General features: G+C 73.7%; 22 protein-coding genes and 1 pseudogene. 13 read left to right on the top strand and 10 right to left on the bottom strand.

The annotated features are described in order from the left end of the window. The first annotated feature begins 284 nt into the window (after nt 1-284). The 5 genes from BJF77_RS14420 to BJF77_RS14440 all read left to right on the top strand — a co-directional run bounded on the left by BJF77_RS14420 (nt 285) and on the right by BJF77_RS14440 (nt 4,057). Nucleotides 285-641, top strand: coding sequence for a hypothetical protein (locus tag BJF77_RS14420; protein ID WP_075872596.1), 357 nt, complete (start codon nt 285-287; stop codon nt 639-641). A gap of 103 nt (nt 642-744) precedes the next feature. Then, a complete protein-coding gene (recR, locus tag BJF77_RS14425) occupies nt 745-1,341 on the top strand; it encodes a recombination mediator RecR (RefSeq protein ID WP_047803726.1) in 597 nt (198 codons plus the stop codon). A 96-nt stretch (nt 1,342-1,437) separates the two neighbouring features. Beyond that, complete coding sequence (locus tag BJF77_RS14430; protein ID WP_047803725.1) at nt 1,438-2,724, top strand: aspartate kinase; 1,287 nt, start codon at nt 1,438-1,440, stop codon at nt 2,722-2,724. A gap of 5 nt (nt 2,725-2,729) precedes the next feature. After that, nucleotides 2,730-3,698: a 3-methyladenine DNA glycosylase gene (locus BJF77_RS14435; RefSeq protein ID WP_075872597.1), complete on the top strand. Its 969-nt coding sequence runs from the start codon at nt 2,730-2,732 to the stop codon at nt 3,696-3,698. Next, nucleotides 3,695-4,057: a Rieske 2Fe-2S domain-containing protein gene (locus BJF77_RS14440; protein WP_075872598.1), complete on the top strand. Its 363-nt coding sequence runs from the start codon at nt 3,695-3,697 to the stop codon at nt 4,055-4,057. The genes BJF77_RS14435 and BJF77_RS14440 overlap by 4 nt, the downstream gene beginning before the upstream one ends. Nucleotides 4,058-4,064: 7 nt before the next feature. On the opposite strand, the gene BJF77_RS19635 is transcribed toward BJF77_RS14440, so the two are convergent. Together BJF77_RS19635 and BJF77_RS14450 are read right to left on the bottom strand one after the other, a co-directional pair. Further along, the gene (locus BJF77_RS19635) at nt 4,065-4,310 is read right to left on the bottom strand and encodes a helix-turn-helix domain-containing protein (RefSeq protein WP_083665178.1); all 246 of its coding nucleotides are present in this window, start codon (nt 4,308-4,310) and stop codon (nt 4,065-4,067) included. Next, complete coding sequence (locus tag BJF77_RS14450) at nt 4,247-4,669, bottom strand: helix-turn-helix domain-containing protein (RefSeq protein ID WP_075872599.1); 423 nt, start codon at nt 4,667-4,669, stop codon at nt 4,247-4,249. The genes BJF77_RS19635 and BJF77_RS14450 overlap by 64 nt, the downstream gene beginning before the upstream one ends. A gap of 148 nt (nt 4,670-4,817) precedes the next feature. Here BJF77_RS14450 and BJF77_RS14455 point away from each other — a divergent pair, with 148 nt between their 5' ends. Further along, complete coding sequence (locus BJF77_RS14455) at nt 4,818-5,240, top strand: CBS domain-containing protein (RefSeq protein WP_075872600.1); 423 nt, start codon at nt 4,818-4,820, stop codon at nt 5,238-5,240. 47 nt (nt 5,241-5,287) lie between these two features. On the opposite strand, the gene BJF77_RS14460 is transcribed toward BJF77_RS14455, so the two are convergent. From BJF77_RS14460 to BJF77_RS14470, 3 genes are all read right to left on the bottom strand, one after another. Beyond that, on the bottom strand, nt 5,288-7,081 hold the full coding sequence (locus BJF77_RS14460; RefSeq protein ID WP_075872606.1) for a glycoside hydrolase family 15 protein: 1,794 nt from the start codon (nt 7,079-7,081) through the stop codon (nt 5,288-5,290). Between the two features lie 20 nt (nt 7,082-7,101). Further along, a complete protein-coding gene (locus tag BJF77_RS14465) occupies nt 7,102-7,941 on the bottom strand; it encodes an SDR family oxidoreductase (protein WP_047801730.1) in 840 nt (279 codons plus the stop codon). Nucleotides 7,942-8,022: 81 nt separating this feature from the next. Beyond that, the gene (locus BJF77_RS14470; RefSeq protein WP_083665174.1) at nt 8,023-8,541 is read right to left on the bottom strand and encodes a hypothetical protein; all 519 of its coding nucleotides are present in this window, start codon (nt 8,539-8,541) and stop codon (nt 8,023-8,025) included. Between the two features lie 185 nt (nt 8,542-8,726). Here BJF77_RS14470 and purS point away from each other — a divergent pair, with 185 nt between their 5' ends. The 5 genes and pseudogenes from purS (at nt 8,727) to cls (ending at nt 14,230) form a co-directional block, all read left to right on the top strand. Continuing rightward, nucleotides 8,727-8,984 (top strand): phosphoribosylformylglycinamidine synthase subunit PurS, encoded by a 258-nt coding sequence (purS, locus tag BJF77_RS14475; protein WP_047801729.1) that lies wholly within the window; start codon nt 8,727-8,729, stop codon nt 8,982-8,984. Nucleotides 8,985-8,986: 2 nt separating this feature from the next. Beyond that, on the top strand, nt 8,987-9,775 hold the full coding sequence (gene purQ, locus BJF77_RS14480) for a phosphoribosylformylglycinamidine synthase subunit PurQ (protein WP_047801728.1): 789 nt from the start codon (nt 8,987-8,989) through the stop codon (nt 9,773-9,775). A gap of 17 nt (nt 9,776-9,792) precedes the next feature. Further along, nucleotides 9,793-12,088, top strand: a pseudogene (gene purL, locus BJF77_RS14485) (phosphoribosylformylglycinamidine synthase subunit PurL). Nucleotides 12,089-12,180: 92 nt separating this feature from the next. Continuing rightward, nucleotides 12,181-12,699, top strand: coding sequence for a GNAT family N-acetyltransferase (locus BJF77_RS14490; RefSeq protein WP_075872601.1), 519 nt, complete (start codon nt 12,181-12,183; stop codon nt 12,697-12,699). Between the two features lie 37 nt (nt 12,700-12,736). Then, on the top strand, nt 12,737-14,230 hold the full coding sequence (gene cls / locus BJF77_RS14495; protein ID WP_255396279.1) for a cardiolipin synthase: 1,494 nt from the start codon (nt 12,737-12,739) through the stop codon (nt 14,228-14,230). Between the two features lie 19 nt (nt 14,231-14,249). Here cls and BJF77_RS14500 read toward each other — a convergent pair whose 3' ends face one another. The 4 genes from BJF77_RS14500 to BJF77_RS14520 all read right to left on the bottom strand — a co-directional run bounded on the left by BJF77_RS14500 (nt 14,250) and on the right by BJF77_RS14520 (nt 17,391). Further along, a complete protein-coding gene (locus BJF77_RS14500; protein WP_083665175.1) occupies nt 14,250-15,047 on the bottom strand; it encodes an anti-sigma factor in 798 nt (265 codons plus the stop codon). Then, on the bottom strand, nt 15,031-15,594 hold the full coding sequence (locus BJF77_RS14505; protein WP_075872602.1) for an RNA polymerase sigma factor: 564 nt from the start codon (nt 15,592-15,594) through the stop codon (nt 15,031-15,033). The genes BJF77_RS14500 and BJF77_RS14505 overlap by 17 nt, the downstream gene beginning before the upstream one ends. Nucleotides 15,595-15,721: 127 nt before the next feature. Next, complete coding sequence (locus BJF77_RS14510; RefSeq protein WP_083665176.1) at nt 15,722-16,339, bottom strand: class F sortase; 618 nt, start codon at nt 16,337-16,339, stop codon at nt 15,722-15,724. A gap of 233 nt (nt 16,340-16,572) precedes the next feature. Further along, the gene (locus tag BJF77_RS14520; protein ID WP_047802806.1) at nt 16,573-17,391 is read right to left on the bottom strand and encodes a DUF4397 domain-containing protein; all 819 of its coding nucleotides are present in this window, start codon (nt 17,389-17,391) and stop codon (nt 16,573-16,575) included. A gap of 204 nt (nt 17,392-17,595) precedes the next feature. Between BJF77_RS14520 and BJF77_RS14525 the strand changes: the two genes are divergently transcribed. Beyond that, nucleotides 17,596-18,342: an SDR family NAD(P)-dependent oxidoreductase gene (locus BJF77_RS14525; protein WP_075872604.1), complete on the top strand. Its 747-nt coding sequence runs from the start codon at nt 17,596-17,598 to the stop codon at nt 18,340-18,342. Nucleotides 18,343-18,418: 76 nt separating this feature from the next. On the opposite strand, the gene BJF77_RS14530 is transcribed toward BJF77_RS14525, so the two are convergent. Then, nucleotides 18,419-18,649 (bottom strand): hypothetical protein, encoded by a 231-nt coding sequence (locus BJF77_RS14530; RefSeq protein WP_047802808.1) that lies wholly within the window; start codon nt 18,647-18,649, stop codon nt 18,419-18,421. 160 nt (nt 18,650-18,809) lie between these two features. Here BJF77_RS14530 and BJF77_RS14535 point away from each other — a divergent pair, with 160 nt between their 5' ends. Then, nucleotides 18,810-19,940, top strand: coding sequence for a Vms1/Ankzf1 family peptidyl-tRNA hydrolase (locus BJF77_RS14535; protein WP_075872605.1), 1,131 nt, complete (start codon nt 18,810-18,812; stop codon nt 19,938-19,940). Nucleotides 19,941-20,146: the final 206 nt, after the last annotated feature.

The raw sequence follows: 20,146 nt of genomic DNA on the forward strand, positions 1-20,146 counted from the left end.
CACCGGGAAGCCGGCCCCGCCCAGGGCGGCCCCGGCGACGGAGCCGGCCGCAGCCGTCCGGCCGGTGGGTCCGGCGGGCGCCCGGCCGGTGGCGGCGCGCCTCGGGGCCGGGACCACGCGCCGTTCGACGACGTCCCGCCGCCGGAGGAACCGCCCCACCTCGACGAGCCCCGTACCCGGACGAGCCCCCGTACCCGGAGGACCTCGACGAGGCGCCCCCGGAGCAGTGGCGGCCCGCGCAGCAGCACCGCACCGAACGACCGGCTCCGTCCCAGGACGCCGCGGTGCGGGACAGCCCCGCCGCGGCCGGTGCCGCGCCCCGGGCCCGGCAGACCGCTCTGCGCAGCACACCCGCGGACGCCGCCCCGCCCGCCGCTCCGCGCGACGGCGCCGCGGAGGCCGGTAGGCGGGAACGGCTGAGCTTCCGGGAGCGCCACGCCGCGGCGATCGCCGCCGGGCGCCGGGCCCCGGACCCGAGCGCGGCGGCGGAGCGGGACGGCGGCGTAGAATGGGACGATTCCTTCGTCCCCAGTTCGGACGACGAGGCGCTCGAGGACTCCACCCTCTACGGCCGTGCGGCGATCGAGCGCATCCTCGGCGGCATGCTGATCGAGGAGCGGGACCTCCACACCGGGGAGTGAGGCCCGGCGGCCGGACCGCTGACCGCCCCGCACGGGCGCCGGGGAACGCCGTGGCCCGGAACGAGCAGGAGGGCCGCGGACCGGCCCGGAAATCGAGGAGAACGTGTACGAAGGCGCTGTTCAGGATCTGATCGACGAGCTGGGCCGGCTGCCCGGCGTCGGGCCGAAGTCCGCGCAGCGGATCGCGTTCCACCTCCTCGACGCAGACAAGGACGATGTGCGCCGGCTGGCCGACGCCATGACGGCGGTCAAGGACAAGGTGAAGTTCTGCCGGATCTGCGGCAACGTCTCCGAGCTGGACGAGTGCGCCATCTGCCGCGACGCCCGCCGGGACGGCAGCGTCATCTGCGTGGTCGAGGAGTCCAAGGACGTCATGGCCATCGAGCGCACGCGCAGCTTCCGCGGCCGGTACCACGTGCTCGGCGGGGCCATCAGCCCCATCCAGGGCATCGGCCCGGACCAGCTGCGGATCCGGGAGCTCATGACCCGGCTCTCCGACGACACCGTGCAGGAGGTCGTGCTCGCCACCGACCCGAACCTGGAGGGCGAGGCCACCGCCACGTACCTCTCCCGGATGCTCAAGACCCTCGGGGTGCGCGTGACCCGTCTCGCCTCCGGGCTGCCCGTGGGCGGTGACCTCGAGTACGCCGACGAGGTCACCCTGGGGCGGGCCTTCGAGGGCCGCACGGTCGTGGCCTGAGCGACTCGCGTAGGATGTCCTGGTGGCCTGCCGTGGGGAGCGGGCGCACGGCCCGGTGCTGACCGCAGGCCGACCTCGACCACAGGAGTTGTACCCATGAGCCTGATCGTGCAGAAGTTCGGTGGATCCTCCGTCGCGGACGCCGACGGCATCCGCCGCGTTGCACGGCGGATCGTCGAGACGCGCAACCGGGGCCACGACGTCGTCGTGGTGGTCTCCGCGATGGGCGACACCACGGACGACCTCCTGGACCTCGCCCGGGAGGTCACCCGCAAGCCCCCGGCCCGTGAGCTCGACATGCTGCTCACCGCCGGGGAGCGCATCTCCATGGCGCTGCTGGCCATGGCGGTGTCCGGGATGGGCGCTCCCGCCCAGTCCTTCACCGGGTCGCAGGCGGGCATGGTCACCGACGGCGCGCACGGGGCCGCCCTGCTCGTGGAGGTCAGCCCCCAGCGCGTGCGCGAGTCCCTGGACGAGGGCAACATCGCGATCATCGCCGGGTTCCAGGGCGTGCACCGCAAGACCAAGGACATCACCACGCTCGGCCGCGGCGGCTCGGACACCACGGCCGTGGCGCTGGCCGCCGCCCTGGACGCCGACGTGTGCGAGATCTACTCCGACGTCGACGGCGTCTTCACCGCCGACCCCCGCATCGCGCCCAAGGCGCGCAAGCTGGACGTGGTCAGCAGCGAGGAGATGCTCGAGCTCGCCGCCAACGGCGCGAAGATCCTGCACCTGCGCTGCGTCGAGTACGCCCGCCGCTTCGGCGTGAAGCTGCACGTCCGTTCGTCATTCAGCCACAACGAGGGCACCTGGGTGATCCCGGACCCCGAAGACGCCGCCACCTCCCCGAAGGAGATCCCCTTGGAACAGCCGCTCATCTCCGGCATCGCCCACGACCGGACCCAGGCGAAGGTCACCGTCGTCGGCGTCCCGGACCGGCCCGGCATCGCCGCCCGCATCTTCCGGCTCCTCGCCGAGGCGAAGGTCAACGTGGACATGATCGTCCAGAACATCTCCACCGGTGACGACCCCCTGACGGACCTCTCGTTCACGGTGGACGAGTCCCAGGGCGAGCTGGCCATGAGCCTGCTGCGCGCCGCCGAGGAGAAGATCGGCTACGCGGGCCTGGAGTACGACGACGAGGTCGGCAAGCTCTCCCTGGTGGGCGCCGGCATGAAGTCCAACCCGGGCGTGACGTTCACGTTCTTCGAGGCGCTCGCCGCGGCGAACATCAACATCGACATGATCTCCACCTCCGAGGTGCGGATCTCGGTGGTCACGTCCGCCGACCGCCTCGACGAGGCCGTGCGCGTGGTGCACAGCGCCTTCGACCTCGACTCCGAGGACGAGGCCACGGTGTACGCGGGGACGGGCCGCTGACCGGGCTGCCGCACTCCACCGGCGACGGGGCGGGTCCTGCGACCCGCCCCGTCGCCGTCCTGTCCCGGGCGGACTGGGAGCCGCGCGCGCACGCCCACGAGCGGCGCGCGGCCGCCCACGCGGACCCGTTCGTGGCCCGCCGGCACCGCGGGGCCAAGCACCCGGTCGAGGATTTCCTGTTCACCTACTACACGCTCAAGCCGGCGCAGCTCAAGCGCTGGCACCCCGGGACGGGCACGGTCCTTCTGGACGCGGCCGGGCGCTCGGCGGAGAAGTTCTACCGCCCGCTCACCGGCCCCGAGCTGTCGGCGCTCGGGCTCGACGCCTCCAACGGGGCCGTGACGGTCGATGCCGCCGCCTTCCGGGAGCGGCGGGGCGCCGCGGTGGACTTCGCCCGCGCGGTCCTCGGCGCGCACGCGCGCAACCCCGGCTTCTTCGGCTGCTTCGGGCTGCACGAGTGGGCGATGGCCTACCGCTCGGAGGACAACGCGCTCCGGCACGAGTACCTCGAGCTGCGCCTGGGCGCCGAGGGCACGGACGCCGTCGTCGAGTCCTCCCGCATCCGCTGCACCCACTTCGACGCGTTCCGGTTCTTCCAGCCGCAGGCGGTCCCGCTCAACGAGCTGCAGCCGACCCGGGAGTCCCAGCGCCGGCTGGAGCAGCCGGGCTGCCTGCACGCCACCATGGACCTCTACAAGTGGGCGTACAAGCTCGTGCCCGCGATCCCCTCCGAGCTGCTCATGGACTGCTTCGAGCTGGCCCGCGACGTGCGGGAGACCGACATGCGGGCCGCCCCCTACGACCTCTCCGGCTGGGGCTACGCACCCGTGCGGATCGAGACGCCGGAGGGCAAGGCAGAGTACGTGCGCCGGCAGCGGGACTTCGCCCGGCGGGCCGAGCCGCTGCGCCGCCGGCTGGCCGAGGCCGTCGACCTGCTCGACCCGGAGCACGCCACCGGCGGGGCCGCCGCGTGAAATCCGCCGGACCGTGGGAGCGGATCGTGGAGGCCTCCGCCGTCCCGGGCCCGCTCGACTTCGTGACCGCCGCCGCCCGCGGCGGGCCGGTGATCGTCGCCCGCGACGCGGAGGGTGTCCTGCACGTGCTGCGCAACGCCTGCACCCACCAGCAGGCCGTCGTGTGCCGCGAGGCCGCCGGGCGCGCCGAGAGCTTCGAGTGCCCCAATCACTACTGGGTGTTCGCCTCCGACGGCCGGTTCCTGGGCTCGCGCCTGGCGCTCGCGGCCGGCCGGCGCGCGCCGGCGGACCCGGCCAAGGACCTGACCGCCGCCGCGGTCGACGTGGTCGACGGGTGGGTCGTGGCCCGCTTCGGCTGAACCGGGGTCAGTCCGCCGCGGGCGCGCCCCCGGCGTCGTCGCGCTGCCGCCCCGCGAGCCAGGTCTGGACGTCGGAGCGGCGGATCCGGCGGTGGCTGCCGCGGTACTGCACCGGGATCACCCCCTCGCTGGTGAGGTTGCGCAGGTGGGTGTGGGAGATCCCGGCCAGCGCCGCCGCCTGGGACGTGGTCAGCAGCTCCTGGCCGCGGCGTCGGCGGCGTCGGCGGCGTCGTCGCCGTGGCGGGCGAGCCAGGTCTGGATGTCCGAGCGGCGGATCCGGCGGTGGCTGCCGCGGTACTGCACCGGGATCACCCCCTCGCTGGTGAGGTTGCGCAGGTAGGTGTGGGAGATCCCGGCCAGCGCCGCCGCCTGGGACGTGGTCAGCAGCTCCTCGGAGCCGGTCGGCGGCTGCCGGGCGGAGCTCACGGTGACGGACTCCCCGCGGGTGAGCCGGGACAGGAGGTCGACGACGGCGTCGCGGGCTCCCTCCGGCAGGCGCAGGGAGGTGCCGTCCACGAAGACCGTCACGTCCCGGGACACGAGGGCCTGCGCCAGTCGTTCGGCGTCCCGGCCGTCGAGTCCGGGGGTGGTCGTCGGAGGGTGCTGGGTCATGGCCCCATTCTTCCAGCCCGCCGGCCCCGCCACGACGCCGGTCCGGATCCGCCCCCGGGGGCAGACAGGCCCGGGCGCGGCTCCTACCCTGGTGCCACGGACCGCCGGCGCGACGGCGGTCCTCGTCCACCGAGCAGGAGGAGCAGCCATGACGAAGGCACGCGAGATCATGACCCCCGGTGCGGAGTGCATCGGCGAGCGGGAGACCCTCGAGGCGGCCGCGCGGAAGATGAAGGACCTGGGCGTCGGTGCCCTGCCCGTCTGCGGGGAGCACGGCCGGCTGGTCGGCGTGCTGACCGACCGGGACATCGTCGTGCGCTGCATCGCGGACGGTGGGGACGCCCGGACGGCCCGGGCCCGGGAGCTCGCCGAGGGCAAGCCCGTGACCATCGGGGCCGACGACAGCGTCGAGGAGGCCGTGCGGACCATGCAGGAGCACCAGGTGCGTCGCCTGCCGGTGATCGACGGGCAGGAGCTCGTCGGGATGCTCAGCCAGGCGGACGTCGCCCGTTCCCTGCCCGAGGACCGGGTCGGAGAGCTCGTCCGGCTCGTCTCCGCCGACCGGTACTGACGGCCGGGTCCTGACCGGCGCCGGCCGCGTCGCGGGAGCAGCGCCGCTCAGGACCGGCCCGTTTCCTCCAGGGTCAGGGCCGCCGTCAGCAGCGCGAGGTGGCTCAGGGCCTGCGGGAAGTTGCCGAGGAAGGCGTCGTCCGCGGGGTCGATCATCTCGGTGTACAGCCCCAGGTCGTTGCCCCGGCCGAGCATCTCGTCCATGAGCTCGACGGCCTCGTCCTGCCGTCCCACGTGCGCGAGCGCCGCCACGGCCCAGAACGAGCAGGCGACGAAGGCGCCCTCCTCGTGCTGCATCCCGCTGTAGCGGTGCAGCAGGGGGCCGGTGCCCAGCTCCTCCCGCAGCGCGTCGACGGTGGAGCTCATCCGCTGCCCCCGGTCCAGGCCGCTGATCGCGTGCAGCAGCACCGAGGTGTCGAGCTCGTCCGTGCCCGGGTACCAGACGTAGGCCCCGCGCGCGTCGTTCCAGCAGTTCTCGTCGATCCACGTGGCGATCCGGTCCCGCTCCGCGCGCCAGCGGTCGGCGCTGCCGGGGATCTGGCCGACGTCGGCCAGGTGCACCGCACGGTCCAGGCCGTGCCAGCAGCCCATCTTCGAGCTCGTGTAGTGGCGGTGCTCGGGCAGCTCCCACATCCCGGCGTCGGGACGGCGCCACAGGTCGCAGATCCGGTCGGCCACGTCGGCGAGCATCCGCCCGGTGGCCGCGTCGAGCACGTTGCCGCCGCCCACGTAGAGGTCCACCATGTCGAAGAGGTCCCCGTAGACGCCCAGCTGCAGCTGCTCGGCGGCGGCGTTGCCCGACACCACGGGGCCCACCCCCTGCCATCCCGGGGCTTCGTACACGGTCATCCCGTCCCCGGGCACCGCACCGTTGAGCCGGTTGAGCACGTGCAGCTCCGGGGACTGGGCCCGGGCCAGGCGCAGCAGCCAGGACACCGCGGCGTGCACGTCCTCCTGCTCGCCCAGGCGCAGGAGCGCGTGCAGGGTGTAGGCGGCGTCTCGCACCCAGGCGAAGCGGTAGTCGTAGTTCTTGGTGCCCGCCCGGTTCTCCGGCAGCGAGGTGGTGGCGGCGGCGGCGATCGAGCCGGACGGCCCGTGGCTGAGCATCTTCAGCGTGAGGGCGCTGCGCTCCACGTCGGCCCGGTAGGGCCCGTCGTACTCCAGCAGGTCGGTCCAGCGCCGCCACATGTCCAGGGTGAGGTCCACGTTCTTGCGGATGCTCTCCGGGGTGGGCAGTCGCAGGGGCTCGCTGTGCGTCGAGACGACCGCGAGCAGGTGCCGGGAGCCCGGGGTCGTGCCGAAGCGCCCGGAGATCTCCTGCCCGCCCACCACGCACTCGCCCAGCGCCTCCGAGCGCACCCCGAACGAGACCGCGTCGACCCGCAGGACGGGTCCCTGCTCGGTGTCCTGGATCCACGGGGAGACCGTGTTGAACATGGTGCCGGGGGTCACGCGCCACGTCATGGGCACCTCCCCGGAGACCCCCTCCACCGTGCGGGCCAGTTCGTTCCACGGCAGCTGCCCGGTGGAGCCGACGTTGAGGGAGTCCGTCACCCGCACCGTCCCGGTGCCGGTCGTGTAGGTGGTCTGCAGCACGTTCGTGCCGGGGACGTAGCTGCGCGCGATCTCGCAGGGACCGGCCGGGGACAGCTCCACGCACCCGCCGTGCTCGGCGTCGAGCAGGCGCGCGAACGCGGGGGCGGAGTCGAGATCGGGCACCGGGTACCAGTCCACGGACCCGTCGTGGGCCACCATCGCGACCGTGCGGCCGTCCCCGATGGCCGCGTAGGAGCGCAGCTCCACATAGCCGTCCCGGCGGGGGGACAGGTCGCCCGGTGCCACGACGGGCCGCGGACGGGCCGTCACAGGATCGGCTTGCCGCCGGTCACGGCGACCCGGGACCCGGAGATGTAGCTGCCGTCGTCGGAGGCCAGCAGCACGTAGACGGGCGCCAGCTCGGCGGGCTGCCCGGCCCGGCCCAGGGGGACGTCGTCGCCGAAGGCGCCGACCTTCTCCGGGGGCATGGTCGCCGGGATGAGCGGCGTCCAGATCGGCCCGGGGGCCACGCTGTTGACGCGGATGCCCTTCTCGCCCAGCATCTGGGCCAGCCCGGCGGAGAAGTTCGCGATCGCGGCCTTCGTCGCGGCGTAGGGCGCCAGCTGCGGGGACGGCTGGTCGGACTGCACCGAGGAGCTGCCGATGATCGCCGAGCCGGGGGCCATGTGCGGCACCGCGGCCTTGGTCAGGTGGAACATCGCCCCGACGTTGAGCCGGAAGGTGTAGTCCCACTCCTCGTCGCTGATCTCGTCGAGGCTCTCGCGGCTCATCTGGTAGGCGGCGTTGGAGACGAGCACGTCGACCTTGCCGAACTCCTGGACGGCCCGGTCCACGACGCTGCGGCAGTGCGCCGGGTCGGAGAGGTCCCCGCGCACCAGCACGGCCCTGCGCCCGGCCTCCTCGATCCAGCGGGCGGTGTCCCGGGCGTCGTCGTCCTCCTCGAGGTAGGCGACGAGGACGTCCGCGCCCTCCCGGGCGTAGGCGATGGCCGCGGCGCGGCCGATGCCGCTGTCGCCGCCGGTGATGATCGCGGCCTTGCCCGTGAGCTTGCCGGAGCCGCGGTAGCTGTGCTCACCGCAGTCCGGGACGGGGGTCATCTCCGACTGGTCGCCGGGGACGTCCTGCTGCTGTTCTGGCTGGCTCATGACGTGGTCCTTCCGAGATGGGGTCCGGACGGTGCGGGTGCCGGCCACCGGGACACCCCGATGCTCAGCACCCTGACCACTTTAGGCGCTCAGCTCCGGGCCGTCGACCGCGGGGCGCCAGCGGAGGACGGCGAGCCAGAGCAGCACCCCGGCCAGGCCCATCGTCCCGGGCACGAGCACGGGAGACGGCCCGACCGCCCCGCTGGACGCCAGCCACAGCCGGGCCGCCCCGGACATCGACTCCCAGAGCTCGGCGTACCGCGGGTCCAGCGGCCCGGCCCGCAGGTTCGCCAGGACGTGCTCGTAGACGCCGTAGGCGGCGCCCAGCACGGAGACCGCGGCGGCGACCTGCACGGCGCGGGCCGTCCCGGCGCTGCGCCGCACCAGCCACGCCGCGGCGGCGAGCAGCAGCACCGTCAGGACCGCCCACGGGACCAGCTGGGCGGGCCCCTGCCAGTGCCGCAGCATGGCCAGCTCGGTCAGCGCGCCGAGGACGGTGCCGATCCCCAGCAGCGTCAGGACCCGGCGGTAGAACGGGACCAGCCGGGCGTCGTCGGGACCGGCACCCGCGGTGCGGGGCGTGCGGCTCGTGCTCCTCATGGGACCACGGTCTACCGCACGCAGCTTGGAACCGCCCTGGAGACCGCACCGGAACCCGCCCGGCGTGGCGCCTACCACACCCGGCGGCACCGGCCGCTCCGGGACACCCCGGCGGGCGGCGGAACGATAGGATGGTCACCGTTCGCCGGATCCCGGCCCGCTGCACGACCCTCAGGAGTTCCCCGATGGCCCGCATTGTTGTCGACGTCATGCCCAAGCCCGAGATCCTCGACCCGCAGGGGAAGGCGATCGCCAACGAGCTGCCGCGGATCGGGCTGGACCGGTTCGCCGGCGTGCGCCAGGGCAAGCGCTTCGAGCTGACCGTCGACGGCGAGGCCACCGAGGACGTGCTGGCCCAGGCGCGCGAGGCGGCCGAGAAGCTGCTGTCCAACCCCGTGATCGAGGACGTCGTGCGGGTGGCCGTCCTGGACGAGGAGCGCTGAGCATGGCCGAGACCCCGCTGATCGCGGACCTCTCCAGCCCCGCACCGGACGCCGCGCTCGCGGACGCCCGGATCGGGGTCGTCACCTTCCCGGGCACCCTCGACGACCGCGACGCCGCGCGGGCCGTGATGCTCGCCGGCGGCACCCCCGTTCCCCTGTGGTACGCCGACGAGGACCTGCAGGGCGTCGACGCCGTCGTCCTGCCCGGCGGCTTCTCCTACGGGGACTACCTGCGGGCCGGGGCGATCGCCCGGTTCGCCCCGCTGATGGGCCGGATCATCGACGGCGCGACCGCCACGGGCACCTCGGGCTCCGCCCCGCTGCCGGTCCTGGGCATCTGCAACGGCTTCCAGGTCCTCACCGAGTCCCACCTGCTGCCGGGCTCCATGGTCAAGAACGACCACCTGAAGTTCCTGTGCCGGGACCAGCGCCTGCGCGTGGAGAACAGCGCCACCGTGTGGACCACCGAGTTCGAGCAGGGCCAGGAGATCGTGGTCCCGCTGAAGAACCAGGACGGGCAGTACGTGGCGGACGAGCGCACCCTCGACGCCCTCGAGGCCGAGGGCCGCGTGGTCTTCCGCTACGTCGGCGTCAATCCCAACGGCTCCCGCCGGGACATCGCCGGGATCTGCAACGACCGCGGCAACGTGGTGGGCCTCATGCCGCACCCCGAGCACGCGGTGGAGCCCGGCTTCGGCGCGGACTCCTCCGCCGCCGGCGAGGTCGGCATGCGCGACGGCACGGACGGGCTGGGCCTGTTCGTCTCCGCCCTCAAGGCACTGGTCAAGTAAGGGACACCGAGCACTCCATGAGCGAGAAGCACTTCAACCTGGACACCGTCGAGCACGCGGCGGGCACCCCCGACACCGAGCTGCCCTGGGCCGAGCTGGGCCTCAAGGACAACGAGTTCGAGGAGATCAAGAGGATCCTCGGCCGCCGTCCCACCGCCGCGGAGCTGGCCATGTACTCGGTCATGTGGTCCGAGCACTGCTCCTACAAGTCCTCCAAGGTCCACCTGCGCCAGTTCGGCGAGAAGGTCACCGAGGAGATGACGAAGGACCTGATGGTCGGCATCGGCGAGAACGCCGGTGTCACCGACCTCGGGGACGGCTGGGCCGTGACCTTCAAGATCGAGTCCCACAACCACCCGTCCTACGTGGAGCCCTACCAGGGCGCCGCCACCGGCGTGGGCGGGATCGTGCGCGACATCATCTCGATGGGCGCCCGCCCGGTGGCCGTGATGGACCCGCTGCGCTTCGGGGCGATCGACCACCCGGACACCGCCCGCGTGGTGCACGGCGTCGTCGCCGGCGTCGGCGGCTACGGCAACTCCCTGGGCCTGCCCAACATCGGCGGCGAGGTCGTCTTCGACTCCGTCTACCAGGCAACCCGCTGGTCAACGCGCTGGCCGTGGGCGTGATGCGCCACGAGGACATCCGCCTGGCGAACGCCTCCGGCGTGGGCAACAAGGTGGTCCTCTTCGGCGCCCGCACCGGCGGCGACGGCATCGGCGGGGCCTCCGTGCTCGCCTCGGAGTCCTTCGACGACGCCAAGCCGTCCAAGCGGCCGGCCGTGCAGGTGGGCGACCCCTTCGCGGAGAAGGTGCTCATCGAGTGCTGCCTCGAGCTGTTCAAGGGCTCCCTGGTGGAGGGCATCCAGGACCTCGGCGCGGCGGGCATCTCCTGCGCCACCTCGGAGCTGGCCTCCAACGGTGAGGGTGGCATGCACGTGGACCTCACCGCGGTGCTGCTGCGCGACCCGACGCTGACCCCGGGCGAGATCCTGATGTCCGAGTCGCAGGAGCGCATGATGGCGGTCGTGACCCCGGAGCGGGTCGCCGACTTCGAGGCCGTCATGGCCAAGTGGGACGTCGAGCACTCGTGGATCGGCGAGGTCACCGACACCGGCCGGCTCGTGATCGAGTGGGACGGCGAGGTCATCGTCGACGTCGACCCGCGCACCGTCGCCCACGAGGGCCCCGTCTACGAGCGCCCCTACCACCGCCCCGCGGACCAGGACCGGCTCCAGGCCGAGCACTTCAGCGGCTCCCCCGCCGACGCCTCCCGGCCCTCGGGCGCGGAGCTGAAGCACGCCGTCCTGGAGCTCATGGCCTCGCCCAACCTGTGCGCCAAGGACTGGGTGACGGACCAGTACGACCGCTACGTGCAAGGCAACACCGCCATGGCCATGCCCGACGACGCCGGAGTGGTCCGCGTCGACGAGGAGACCGGCCTCGGAGTGGCCCTGTCCACGGACTGCAACGGCCGCTACGCCTACCTGGACCCGTACGCGGGCGCGCAGCTGGCTCTGGCCGAGGCCTACCGCAACGTGGCCACCTCCGGCGCCCGCCCGGCGGCCGTCTCCGACTGCCTGAACTTCGGCTCCCCCGAGGACCCGGAGACCATGTGGCAGTTCGCGGAGGCCGTGCGCGGGCTGGCGGACGGCTGCCGGGAGCTCGGCGTGCCGGTCACCGGGGGCAACGTGTCCCTGTACAACCAGACCGGCGGCGTGGCCATCCACCCGACCCCGGTGGTCGCGATGCTGGGCGTGCTCGACGACGTCCGCCGCCGCACCCCCTCGGGCTGGCGCGAGGACGGCCAGGCGATCTACCTGCTCGGCACCACCCGCGACGAGCTGGACGGCTCCGAGTGGGCGAACCTGCGCGGCCACCTCGGCGGGCTCCCCCCGGCCGTGGACCTGGCCCGGGAGAAGCTGCTCGGCGACCTGCTGATCAACATGTCCCGGGACGGCATGGTCGACGCCGCCCACGACGTCGCCGAGGGCGGTCTGGCCGCGACCCTGGCCGAGATGGCGCTGCGCTTCGGCGTCGGCGCGCGCATCGGCCTGGGCGAGGTGTGCGAGCGCGACGGCGTGGACCTGTTCACCATGCTCTTCTCCGAGACGCAGGGCCGCGCCGTGGTGGCCGTGCCCCGCAGCGAGGAGGTCCGGTTCAAGGACATGTGCACCATGCGCGCCTACCCGCACGAGCGGATCGGCGTGGTGGACGCCGAGAACCGCGCCCTGGACGTGCAGGGCGAGTTCGGGATCGGCCTGGAGGAGCTCCGCGCGGCCCACGAGGCACCCTGCCGAGGTACTTCGCCTGATCCGCGGGGATACCCGCGCCGCCCGGCGCGGGTATCCTCGGATCCTCGGCACCGTTGCCGCACGACCCGCGCACGCAGAAAGCAGCACCAGCATGACCGAGGACCTCGAGGCCCTGCGTCCCGCACCCGTCCTGGAGACCGACCGGCTCCTGCTCCGCCCGTTCACCGCCGGGGAGCTCGAGGCCGTGGCCGCGGGCGAGGCGGTGGAGCACTTCGCCGCGGGGTTCCCCGGGCCCGAGGACAGGGACTTCGCCCGCGAGTCCCTGCTCGCCGGGGGCTACTTCTCCACGGAGTCCGTCTACGCCCCGCTGGCCGTCCTCGAGAAGGCGAGCGGGCAGGTCGTGGGCGCCGCCGGCTTCGTGGGCCCGCCGATCGACGCGGAGCTGGAGGTCGTGGGCTCCCTGACCGCCGACCGCCGGAACCAGGGCTACGCGCGGGAGGCGATCGCGGCGTTGCTGGGAGTCGCGTTCGCGGACCCCTCCGTGACCGCGGTGCGGGCGAGCGTGCCCGAGGGGAACGCCCCGGCCGCCCAGGTGCTGGTGGCGGCGGGCTTCCTCCGACGGGAGGGCCCGGGGCCGGAGATCGACTACGTCCTGCCGCGCCCGGCCTGAGCGGCGGCCGGCCGCACCGCGCCGATAGGCTGGCACGGTGGACCTCCGCCTGCTCCCGTACGACCTGCTGCCCCTGGACGGCGTGCCCGAGTCGATCCTCGTGGTCGTGGTGGTGCTCGACTGGATCCTGCGGCTCGTGGCGCTGGGCTGGATCCCGCACAACCGCCGGCCCTCGGTGGCGCTGGCCTGGCTGCTGGCGATCTTCCTGCAGCCCATCGTGGGGGTGCTCCTCTTCCTCGTGATCGGCTCGGCGCGGCTGCCCCGGAAGCGGATGGCGATGCAGGCGAAGATGAACGACGTCATCCGGGAGAACACCCCGGACGCGCACATCCTCGGCAACGCCCACGAGCAGCTGCCGGACTGGATCGAGTCCACCGCGGCGCTGAACTACAGCCTCGGGGCGCTGCCCATGGTCGGCGGCAACTCCTTCGAGATCCTCACGGACAACCACGAGTGCCTGCGGGTCATGGCGGAGGCGGTGGACCGGGCCGAGGACTACGTCCACTTCGAGTTCTACATCGTGGCCGTCGACGACACGTCCCGGGTGCTCCTGGACGCCCTGGTCCGCGCGCACGAGCGCGGGGTGCGGGTCCGTGTGCTGGTCGACCACCTCGGCTCGGTGGGCTATCCGGGCTACCGGGAGCTCGTCCGGCACTTCGACCGCTCCGGTCTCCCCTGGCGGCGCATGCTCCCCGTGCGGCCGTGGAAGGGCGAGTGGCAGCGGCCCGACCTGCGCAACCACCGCAAGATCCTGGTGGTCGACGGGAGCCTGGCCTTCACCGGGTCGCAGAACGTCATCCACCGCTCCTACAACAAGCGGAAGAACCTGCGGAAGGGCCTGGAGTGGAAGGACCTCATGATCCGGTGCGCGGGCCCGGTGGTGGCCGAGCTCAACGCGCTGTTCACGAGCGACTGGTACTCCGAGACCGGCGACCTCCTGCTCGACGAGGTCACCGGCGAGGTGCCCGACGTCGAGGGGCCCGTCTTCGCCCAGGTGCTGCCCTCCGGGCCGGGGTTCGAGACGGAGAACAACCTGCGCCTGTTCAACCACCTGATCTACAACGCCAACGAGCGGATCGTCATCGCGAGCCCCTACTTCGTCCCGGACGAGTCGCTGATGCACGCGCTGACCACCGAGGCCCAGTCCGGGGTGGACGTGCAGCTGTTCGTGGGCGAGACCTCCGACCACTTCCTCGCCTACCACGCCCAGAACTCCTACTACCAGGAGCTGGTCGAGGCGGGGGTGAAGATCTACCGCTACCGCTCCCCCACGGTCCTGCACGCCAAGTTCGTGCTCGTGGACGACTACGTGTCGGTGATCGGCTCCTCCAACATGGACGAACGCTCGTTCGCCCTGGACCTGGAGGTGTCCGTGTACATCGTGGACCGCGAGTTCCGGCGGCGGATGGACGCGGTGGTCGCCGAGTTCCACGAGGCCAGCACACTGCTGGACTTCGAGGAGTGGAAGCGGCGGCCGCTGTGGCACAAGTACGCGGACAACGTGGCCCGGCTGACCTCGGCGCTGCTCTGACCGGAGGGCGTGATCCGGCTCAGGCCTGCAGGGCGCCCCGCACGATCGAGTCCCCCGAGTGCGTCGGGTCCCCGTCGATCGGCTCGTTCGAGACGTCCACGACGGGGAACTCCCCCACGTCCAGGTTCGCGGGCAGCACGAACACGGCCTCGTCCCCGGCCATCACGCCCAGGCTCACCATCCGCTGGGCGTCGGGCGCGAGCAGCCAGACCTCCTTGAAGCCGTCCACGTCGGCCGGGTCGGTACGCACCACCAGCTGGCGGGTCCCGTCCGGCAGCTCGTCCACCTCGGCCGAGCCGCGGGCGGTGTAGCCGGCCAGGGGCTCGAGCTCGGCGGTGGCCAGCACCGTGGGCTCCGGCTCCAGGCCCAGCCGCTGCGCCCCCCAGACCGAGAGACCGCCCACGAGCAGCGCCGCCGCGGCCGCGGCGGCGGCCAGCGGATAGGGCACCCCGCGCCGGCGGCGGTCCGCGAGGTCCACGACGGTCGCCCCGCCGCGAGCCCGTCGTCGTCGGCGGACGGGTGTCCCCGCCGCCTGCGGCGTCGTCCCCGTCGCGCACCCGGCCGCGGTCCGCGGACCCGGCGAGCGGATCCGCCGCGACCGCGTCGGAGAGGCCCAGCTCGGCATGGACGGCGGCCCAGACCTCCGGCCCGGCGCCGCCGGGGCGGGCGGGTCGGCGCGCGCGACCCGCACCACGTGTCCGAGGCTCTCGAGCTCCGTGGCGCACTCCCGGCACCCGGCGAGGTGCTCCTGGACCTGCAGGTCCCCGGCCTCACCCAGAGCCAGGAGCACCAGCGACTCCTCACTCAGGTGTGCCATGACCGTCTCCCAATCGTGTCCGCAGGTTGATGAGGCCGCGCCTCAGATGACTCTTGACCGTGCCGAGCGGCAGGTCCAGGTGCTGCGCGATCTGCTGGTGCGTCAGCTCCTCGTAGAACGCCAGCGCCATGATCGTCGACCGGGGCGGGCCCAGCCGCTCGACCTCCGCCCGCACCACGAGCCGGTCCACGAGCAGGTCCGACTCCTCGTGCCGCGGCTCCCGGTCCGACCGGACGGCGTCCGCCTGCCGGCGCTCGGCCTCCCGGCCGGCGGTCCGGGCTGCGTCGGCGATGCAGTTGCGCGCGATGCCGATCAGCCACGCGGGGGTCGAGGACTGCTCGGGGCGGTAGCCGGACCGATACTTCCACGCCCGGATGAAGACCTCCTGAACGACGTCTTCCGCCGCCGTGTCGTCCCGCAGGGCCCGGACGGCGAGGCCCCGGATGACGCCCGCGCAGTGCCGGTAGGCCGCGCTGAGCGCCTGCTCGTCCCCCGCGGCGAACGCGGCGTCGAGCTCGGGTCCCCAGTCCGGGGGCGGCGGCGGCATCGTCGAAGGGCTCCTCGTGGGCCGGAGGTCGTGGTGGCGGGCGACCGGGTGCGCCCCGGGCGTCTGCGTCCTGCCCAGCCTAGTGGACACCGGCCATCCGGTCATGGACACCGCATCCTCCCGCCCCTCAGGGCACCGGGACCGCTCTCAGCACCACGTTGTCCTCGTAGTCCCCGATGTCCTCGAGCCACTCCCCGCCGCAGGTCACGAGGTGGAGCACGGGCTCGCCGGTGCGGCGGAACAGGTCCGCGTCCGCGAGGGACTGCTTGTGGATGTGCCGGACGGACTCGGTGCGGTAGCGCTGGACGCTGCCGTCCGCGCGCTCCACCCTGATCTCCGCCCCGACCGGCACGTCCTTCAGCCGCGCCATCGGCGTGACCTCGGTGAGGGTGTCGACGTGCCCGGCGACGACCGCGGCGCCCTCCTCCGAGCCGGGGGCCGGCCCGTACCGGTACCAGCCCAGCTCCACGTGGTTGTCCGGGATGGTCATGGCGCCGTTGTCCTCGATCCCCACCGGGACCACGGGCATGTCGATCGGCGAGCCGGCCACCACCACCCGCACGGGGGCGGGGACCTCCGGGCCGGGCGCCTGGGTGGCGGGGGCGACGGGTACCCGGTCGGGGGCCGTGCCCGCCGGCGCCGGGTCCTGCGCCCGGCCCGCCGCTGCGTCCTGCGCCTCCGCCGCGCCCTCCGCGGTGCTGCCCGCGGCTCCGTTCCCGGTGCCCTCCGCCGGGGCGGCGGGCACCGGGACGGGTGCCGGGGACGTCCAGGGACCCGCCGCCGGGGGCGCCGCCGCCGGGGGCCCGCCCTCCGCGGGAAGGCCGTGACGGCGGCCGCGACCAGCAGCGACGCGGACGCGCAGGGCCCCGGCGCCCGCCGCCGCCAGGCGACGACGACGGGCGCCGGGAGTGGCGGGCCCGGGCGCGCGGTGGGCCGCAGCCTCGCCGCGCGCCGGGCCGTGGCTGCCGGGGCGGTTCACTACCGGCGGTTCCCCGCGAGCACCCGGCGGGCGCCGTAGGCCGCGCCGATGAGCCCCAGCGCACCGGCGGCCGCGAGACCGGCGGTGAGCATGGTGCCCTGCTCCTGGGCCGCCAGGCCGGACTGGCCGCCCGGCACGGCCCCGGGCGCCTGCTCCATGCCCTCGAGGGTCTGGACGGCGAGGGCCAGGTTCCCGGCCTCGAGGGATCCCCACGCGTACACGATGTTGTGGGTGCCCTCGGCCAGCTGGAGGTCGGCCGGGCCGATGACCGGCTCGGTGGTGCCGGCGGCGGCCACGGACGCGGAGACCGTGCCCGCGTCGACCGTCAGGGACTCCTCGTTCGGGTTCTCGAGTCCGGTGATGACCGGCTGGCCGCCGGCCAGCACGTCCACGGCCGGGGCCGCGGCCACGTGCCGGACCGTCAGCTGCGACTTGCCGGCCTCGATCTCGGACATGTCGTTGGTGAACAGGGCGGCCGTGGGGTTGCCCTCCGGGTCCAGGTGGGCCGCGGCCGTGTAGCTCATCCCGGTCTGCAGGTCCGCGGTGACGGGGCCGATGATCGGCGCCGAGGCGTCCGCGGCGTCCGGGGCGGTGATCGCCAGGTCGTAGCTGCCGGCGGGCAGCTCCAGCGGGCCGGCCAGGGTCCCGGGCTGGAAGTCGTCCAGGGTCAGCTCGCCGTTGACGTACACGTCCACGACGGTGTCCGGGACGCCGTGCAGCACGGACAGCTCCGCGTGCTCGGCGGCGAACGCCGGGGTCATGCTGAGGGCGCCGGCACCGAGGCCGAGGACTGCGGCGGCGGAAAGGGTCTTGCGCATGGTGTGTGCTCCTTGAACGGGCTCCCTGGCGGAAGCGGGATCGACCTTGCACCCGTACTACCGGCGGGGACCCCCTGCCGGATGCAGCAGGTCACATTTTTTCCGAGAAGTTCTTCCCCGCCCCGGCCGCCCCAGAATGGGAGGGCGTCACCGCGGCCCGCCCGGGGGCGCTTCCCGTCCGCCCGCCGAGCAGCAGGAGCCACCGTGGACGACCAGCGTTTCAGCGCCCGCACCGCCGTCGTCACCGGGGCGGGCTCCGGGATCGGGCGCGCCACCGCGCTCCGGCTCGCCCGGGAGGGAGCCACGGTCGTGGTGGTGGACTCCTCGGCGCGCCGGGTGGAGGACCTGGTGGCGGACGAACCGCTCCTGCCGCTGTTCCCCGTGGTGACCGACCTCACCGAGGAGGGTGCGGTGGCCCGGGTGCTCGCGGCCGCGGACGGCCGGCTGGACGTGCTCGTCAACAACGCCGGGATCATGGACCGCTTCGAGTCCGTCGCCGAGGTCGACGACGAGACGTGGGACCGGGTCTTCGCGGTCAACGTCGTCGCGGTCATGCGGCTGACCCGCGCCGCGATCCCGCTGCTGCGGGCCTCCGGCCGCGGGGCGATCGTCAACGTGGCCTCCGAGGCCTCCCTGCGCGGCTCCGCGGCCGGCGCCGCCTACACGGCCTCGAAGCACGCGGTGGCGGGGCTGACCCGCAACACCGCCCTCATGCACGCGGCCGACGGCATCCGCACCAACGCCGTGGCTCCCGGCGCGACCGCGACCGGCATCGAGGCACCCATCGACTCGGAGCTGTTCCCCGGGCGGATGGGGGCGTTCCTGCAGAACGTCCCCTACACCGCCACGGCCGAACAGGTGGCCGCCGTCATCGTCTTCCTCGCCAGCGACGACGCGTCCAACGTCAACGGTGTCGTCCTGCCCTCGGACGGCGGCTGGTCGGCCGTCTGAGCCCCGCGCCCGGCGCGGCGGCCCCCGCCGCGGGCCGTCCGCGGGAACGGCCGGGCGGGCCCGCGCGGCGCCGGGCTCAGATCTCCTCGAGCGTCGAGCCCTCGGCCGGCTCGTCGAGCGCCACCTCGCGGTCCTGCTCCTCGAGGTCGGCGGGATTCGCCTCGAGGGAGGACGCCTCCGAACGGTCGGGGGTGTGCGCCGACGCCTCGACGTCCTGGTCGTCCATCTCGGGCGGCTCGGCGTCGATCGACTGCTCGAGCCGGTCGGCCTCGTTGTACTCGCTGCTCGATGCGGGTGCGTCGCTCATGGCTTCCTCCTGCGTCGTGGGACCGATGGAGCCACCGGTCGGGCGACCGGTCGCGTGCGTCCGACCCTACTCGGCCCGGCCGCTGTTCCCAGCCCCCTGGGCGTCCGATAACGTGGTCTGCACCACAGGAAGCACCGCTCAACAGCAGGAGTTGTCCACCATGACGAGTCGATTCCATCGCTACGCCGAACTGTTCAAGAGCACAGGCCCCTGGTGCACCGTGTACACGGACATCAGCACGGGCACGGTCGACTCGCTGCACGCGATCGACGTCCTGCCGGAGAACATCTGCCGGGAGCTGGAGCAGCAGGGGGCGTCCAAGGCCGATCTCGCCGCGGTGGAGGCCGCCGTGCGCCCGGCGGAGGGCGTGCCGGACCCGGTGTGCCGCTATCTGCTGGTGCGCGACGGCGTCGTGGAGATCGACGAGGTCCTCCCCGGCCCCCTGGCCGGGCGCGGCGTGCTCGAGGTGGGCGAGGTGCCCGACCTCACCCCCCTGTTCCGGCACCGTCCGGACGACTTCCCCTACGTGGTGGCCGAGGTGGGACGGGACGGCGGCGAGATCTGCCTGGAGTACGCCAGCCGGGCCCGCGCCCTGGACGAGCAGCAGATCGAGGGCGAGACCGAGCACCTGAAGAAGTTCCCCGGCGGCGGCTGGTCGCAGGGACGCTGGCAGCGGCACACCGAGGACGTGTGGCGGCGCAACACGGAGCAGGTCGCCGAGCAGATCGACAAGGTCGTGGCCGGGAGCGGGGCGCAGCTGGTGGTCCTGGCCGGGGACCTGCGGGCCCGGGGCCTCGTCGAGGAACAGCTGTCGAAGGCCACCCGCGCCCTGGTCAGCGTCGTGGACGCGAACACCCGGGCCGAGGGCAGCCAGTCCGCCGACTTCGCCCACCAGGTCGAGGGGCGCGTCGCGGAGGTCATCGCCCACCGGCAGCACGAGCTGCTCGAGCGGCTGGCCGAGCAGCGGGGCCGCCCGGACCCCACGGCGGTGTCCGGGATCGAGCCGGTGGTCGCGGCGCTCCAGCAGGCGCAGGCCGAGACCCTGCTGATCGACGACACCCACCTGGACGCGGAGCAGGAGCTGCTCGCGCTGGACGCCGAGCCGTGGGTCGCCGTGACGGAGTCGGAGGCCGTGGGCGCCCGCGTGCTCGGCCGGGTCCCCGCCGACGCCGCGCTGGTCCGCGCCGCCGTGCTGACCGACGGCCGCCCGGTCTTCGTGCCGCCCGGCGCCCTGCCGGACAGCACGGACGTGGCGGCCCTGCTGCGCTGGCGCGCCGCCCCGGCCGGCTGACCGGCCCCGGCGCACGACAACGGCTCCCCCGCCTCGGCGTGGGAGCCGTTGTCGTGTCGGTCTGCTGGGTGCGCCTGCTCTGCGCACCGCACCGGCGGAGCGGTCAGTAGGCCGGGCCGGTGGTGTTGCGCGTGGCGCTGCGGTCGTGGGTGTCGCGGCGCAGGAAGGACAGGCCCACCATGGTCACGCCCAGGAACAGGTGCAGC

Origin of the sequence: Kocuria sp. CNJ-770, assembly GCF_001942375.1 — a bacterium.
In the GTDB taxonomy this organism is placed as follows: Bacteria; Actinomycetota; Actinomycetes; order Actinomycetales; family Micrococcaceae; genus Kocuria; species Kocuria oceani.

Excerpts from the sequence above, each read along its gene's own strand:
- BJF77_RS14520 (WP_047802806.1), bottom strand. The coding sequence starts at position 17,391 with ATGCGCAAGACCCTTTCCGCCGCCGCAGTCCTCGGCCTCGGTGCCGGC.
- BJF77_RS14500 (WP_083665175.1), bottom strand. The coding sequence starts at position 15,047 with ATGGCACACCTGAGTGAGGAGTCGCTGGTGCTCCTGGCTCTGGGTGAG.
- BJF77_RS14470 (WP_083665174.1), bottom strand. The coding sequence starts at position 8,541 with ATGAGGAGCACGAGCCGCACGCCCCGCACCGCGGGTGCCGGTCCCGAC.
- BJF77_RS14530 (WP_047802808.1), bottom strand. The coding sequence starts at position 18,649 with ATGAGCGACGCACCCGCATCGAGCAGCGAGTACAACGAGGCCGACCGG.
- purQ (WP_047801728.1), top strand. The coding sequence starts at position 8,987 with ATGGCCGAGACCCCGCTGATCGCGGACCTCTCCAGCCCCGCACCGGAC.
- BJF77_RS14505 (WP_075872602.1), bottom strand. The coding sequence starts at position 15,594 with ATGCCGCCGCCGCCCCCGGACTGGGGACCCGAGCTCGACGCCGCGTTC.
- purS (WP_047801729.1), top strand. The coding sequence starts at position 8,727 with ATGGCCCGCATTGTTGTCGACGTCATGCCCAAGCCCGAGATCCTCGAC.
- BJF77_RS14430 (WP_047803725.1), top strand. The coding sequence starts at position 1,438 with ATGAGCCTGATCGTGCAGAAGTTCGGTGGATCCTCCGTCGCGGACGCC.
- BJF77_RS14535 (WP_075872605.1), top strand. The coding sequence starts at position 18,810 with ATGACGAGTCGATTCCATCGCTACGCCGAACTGTTCAAGAGCACAGGC.
- BJF77_RS14490 (WP_075872601.1), top strand. The coding sequence starts at position 12,181 with ATGACCGAGGACCTCGAGGCCCTGCGTCCCGCACCCGTCCTGGAGACC.
- BJF77_RS14450 (WP_075872599.1), bottom strand. The coding sequence starts at position 4,669 with ATGACCCAGCACCCTCCGACGACCACCCCCGGACTCGACGGCCGGGAC.
- BJF77_RS14465 (WP_047801730.1), bottom strand. The coding sequence starts at position 7,941 with ATGAGCCAGCCAGAACAGCAGCAGGACGTCCCCGGCGACCAGTCGGAG.
- BJF77_RS14455 (WP_075872600.1), top strand. The coding sequence starts at position 4,818 with ATGACGAAGGCACGCGAGATCATGACCCCCGGTGCGGAGTGCATCGGC.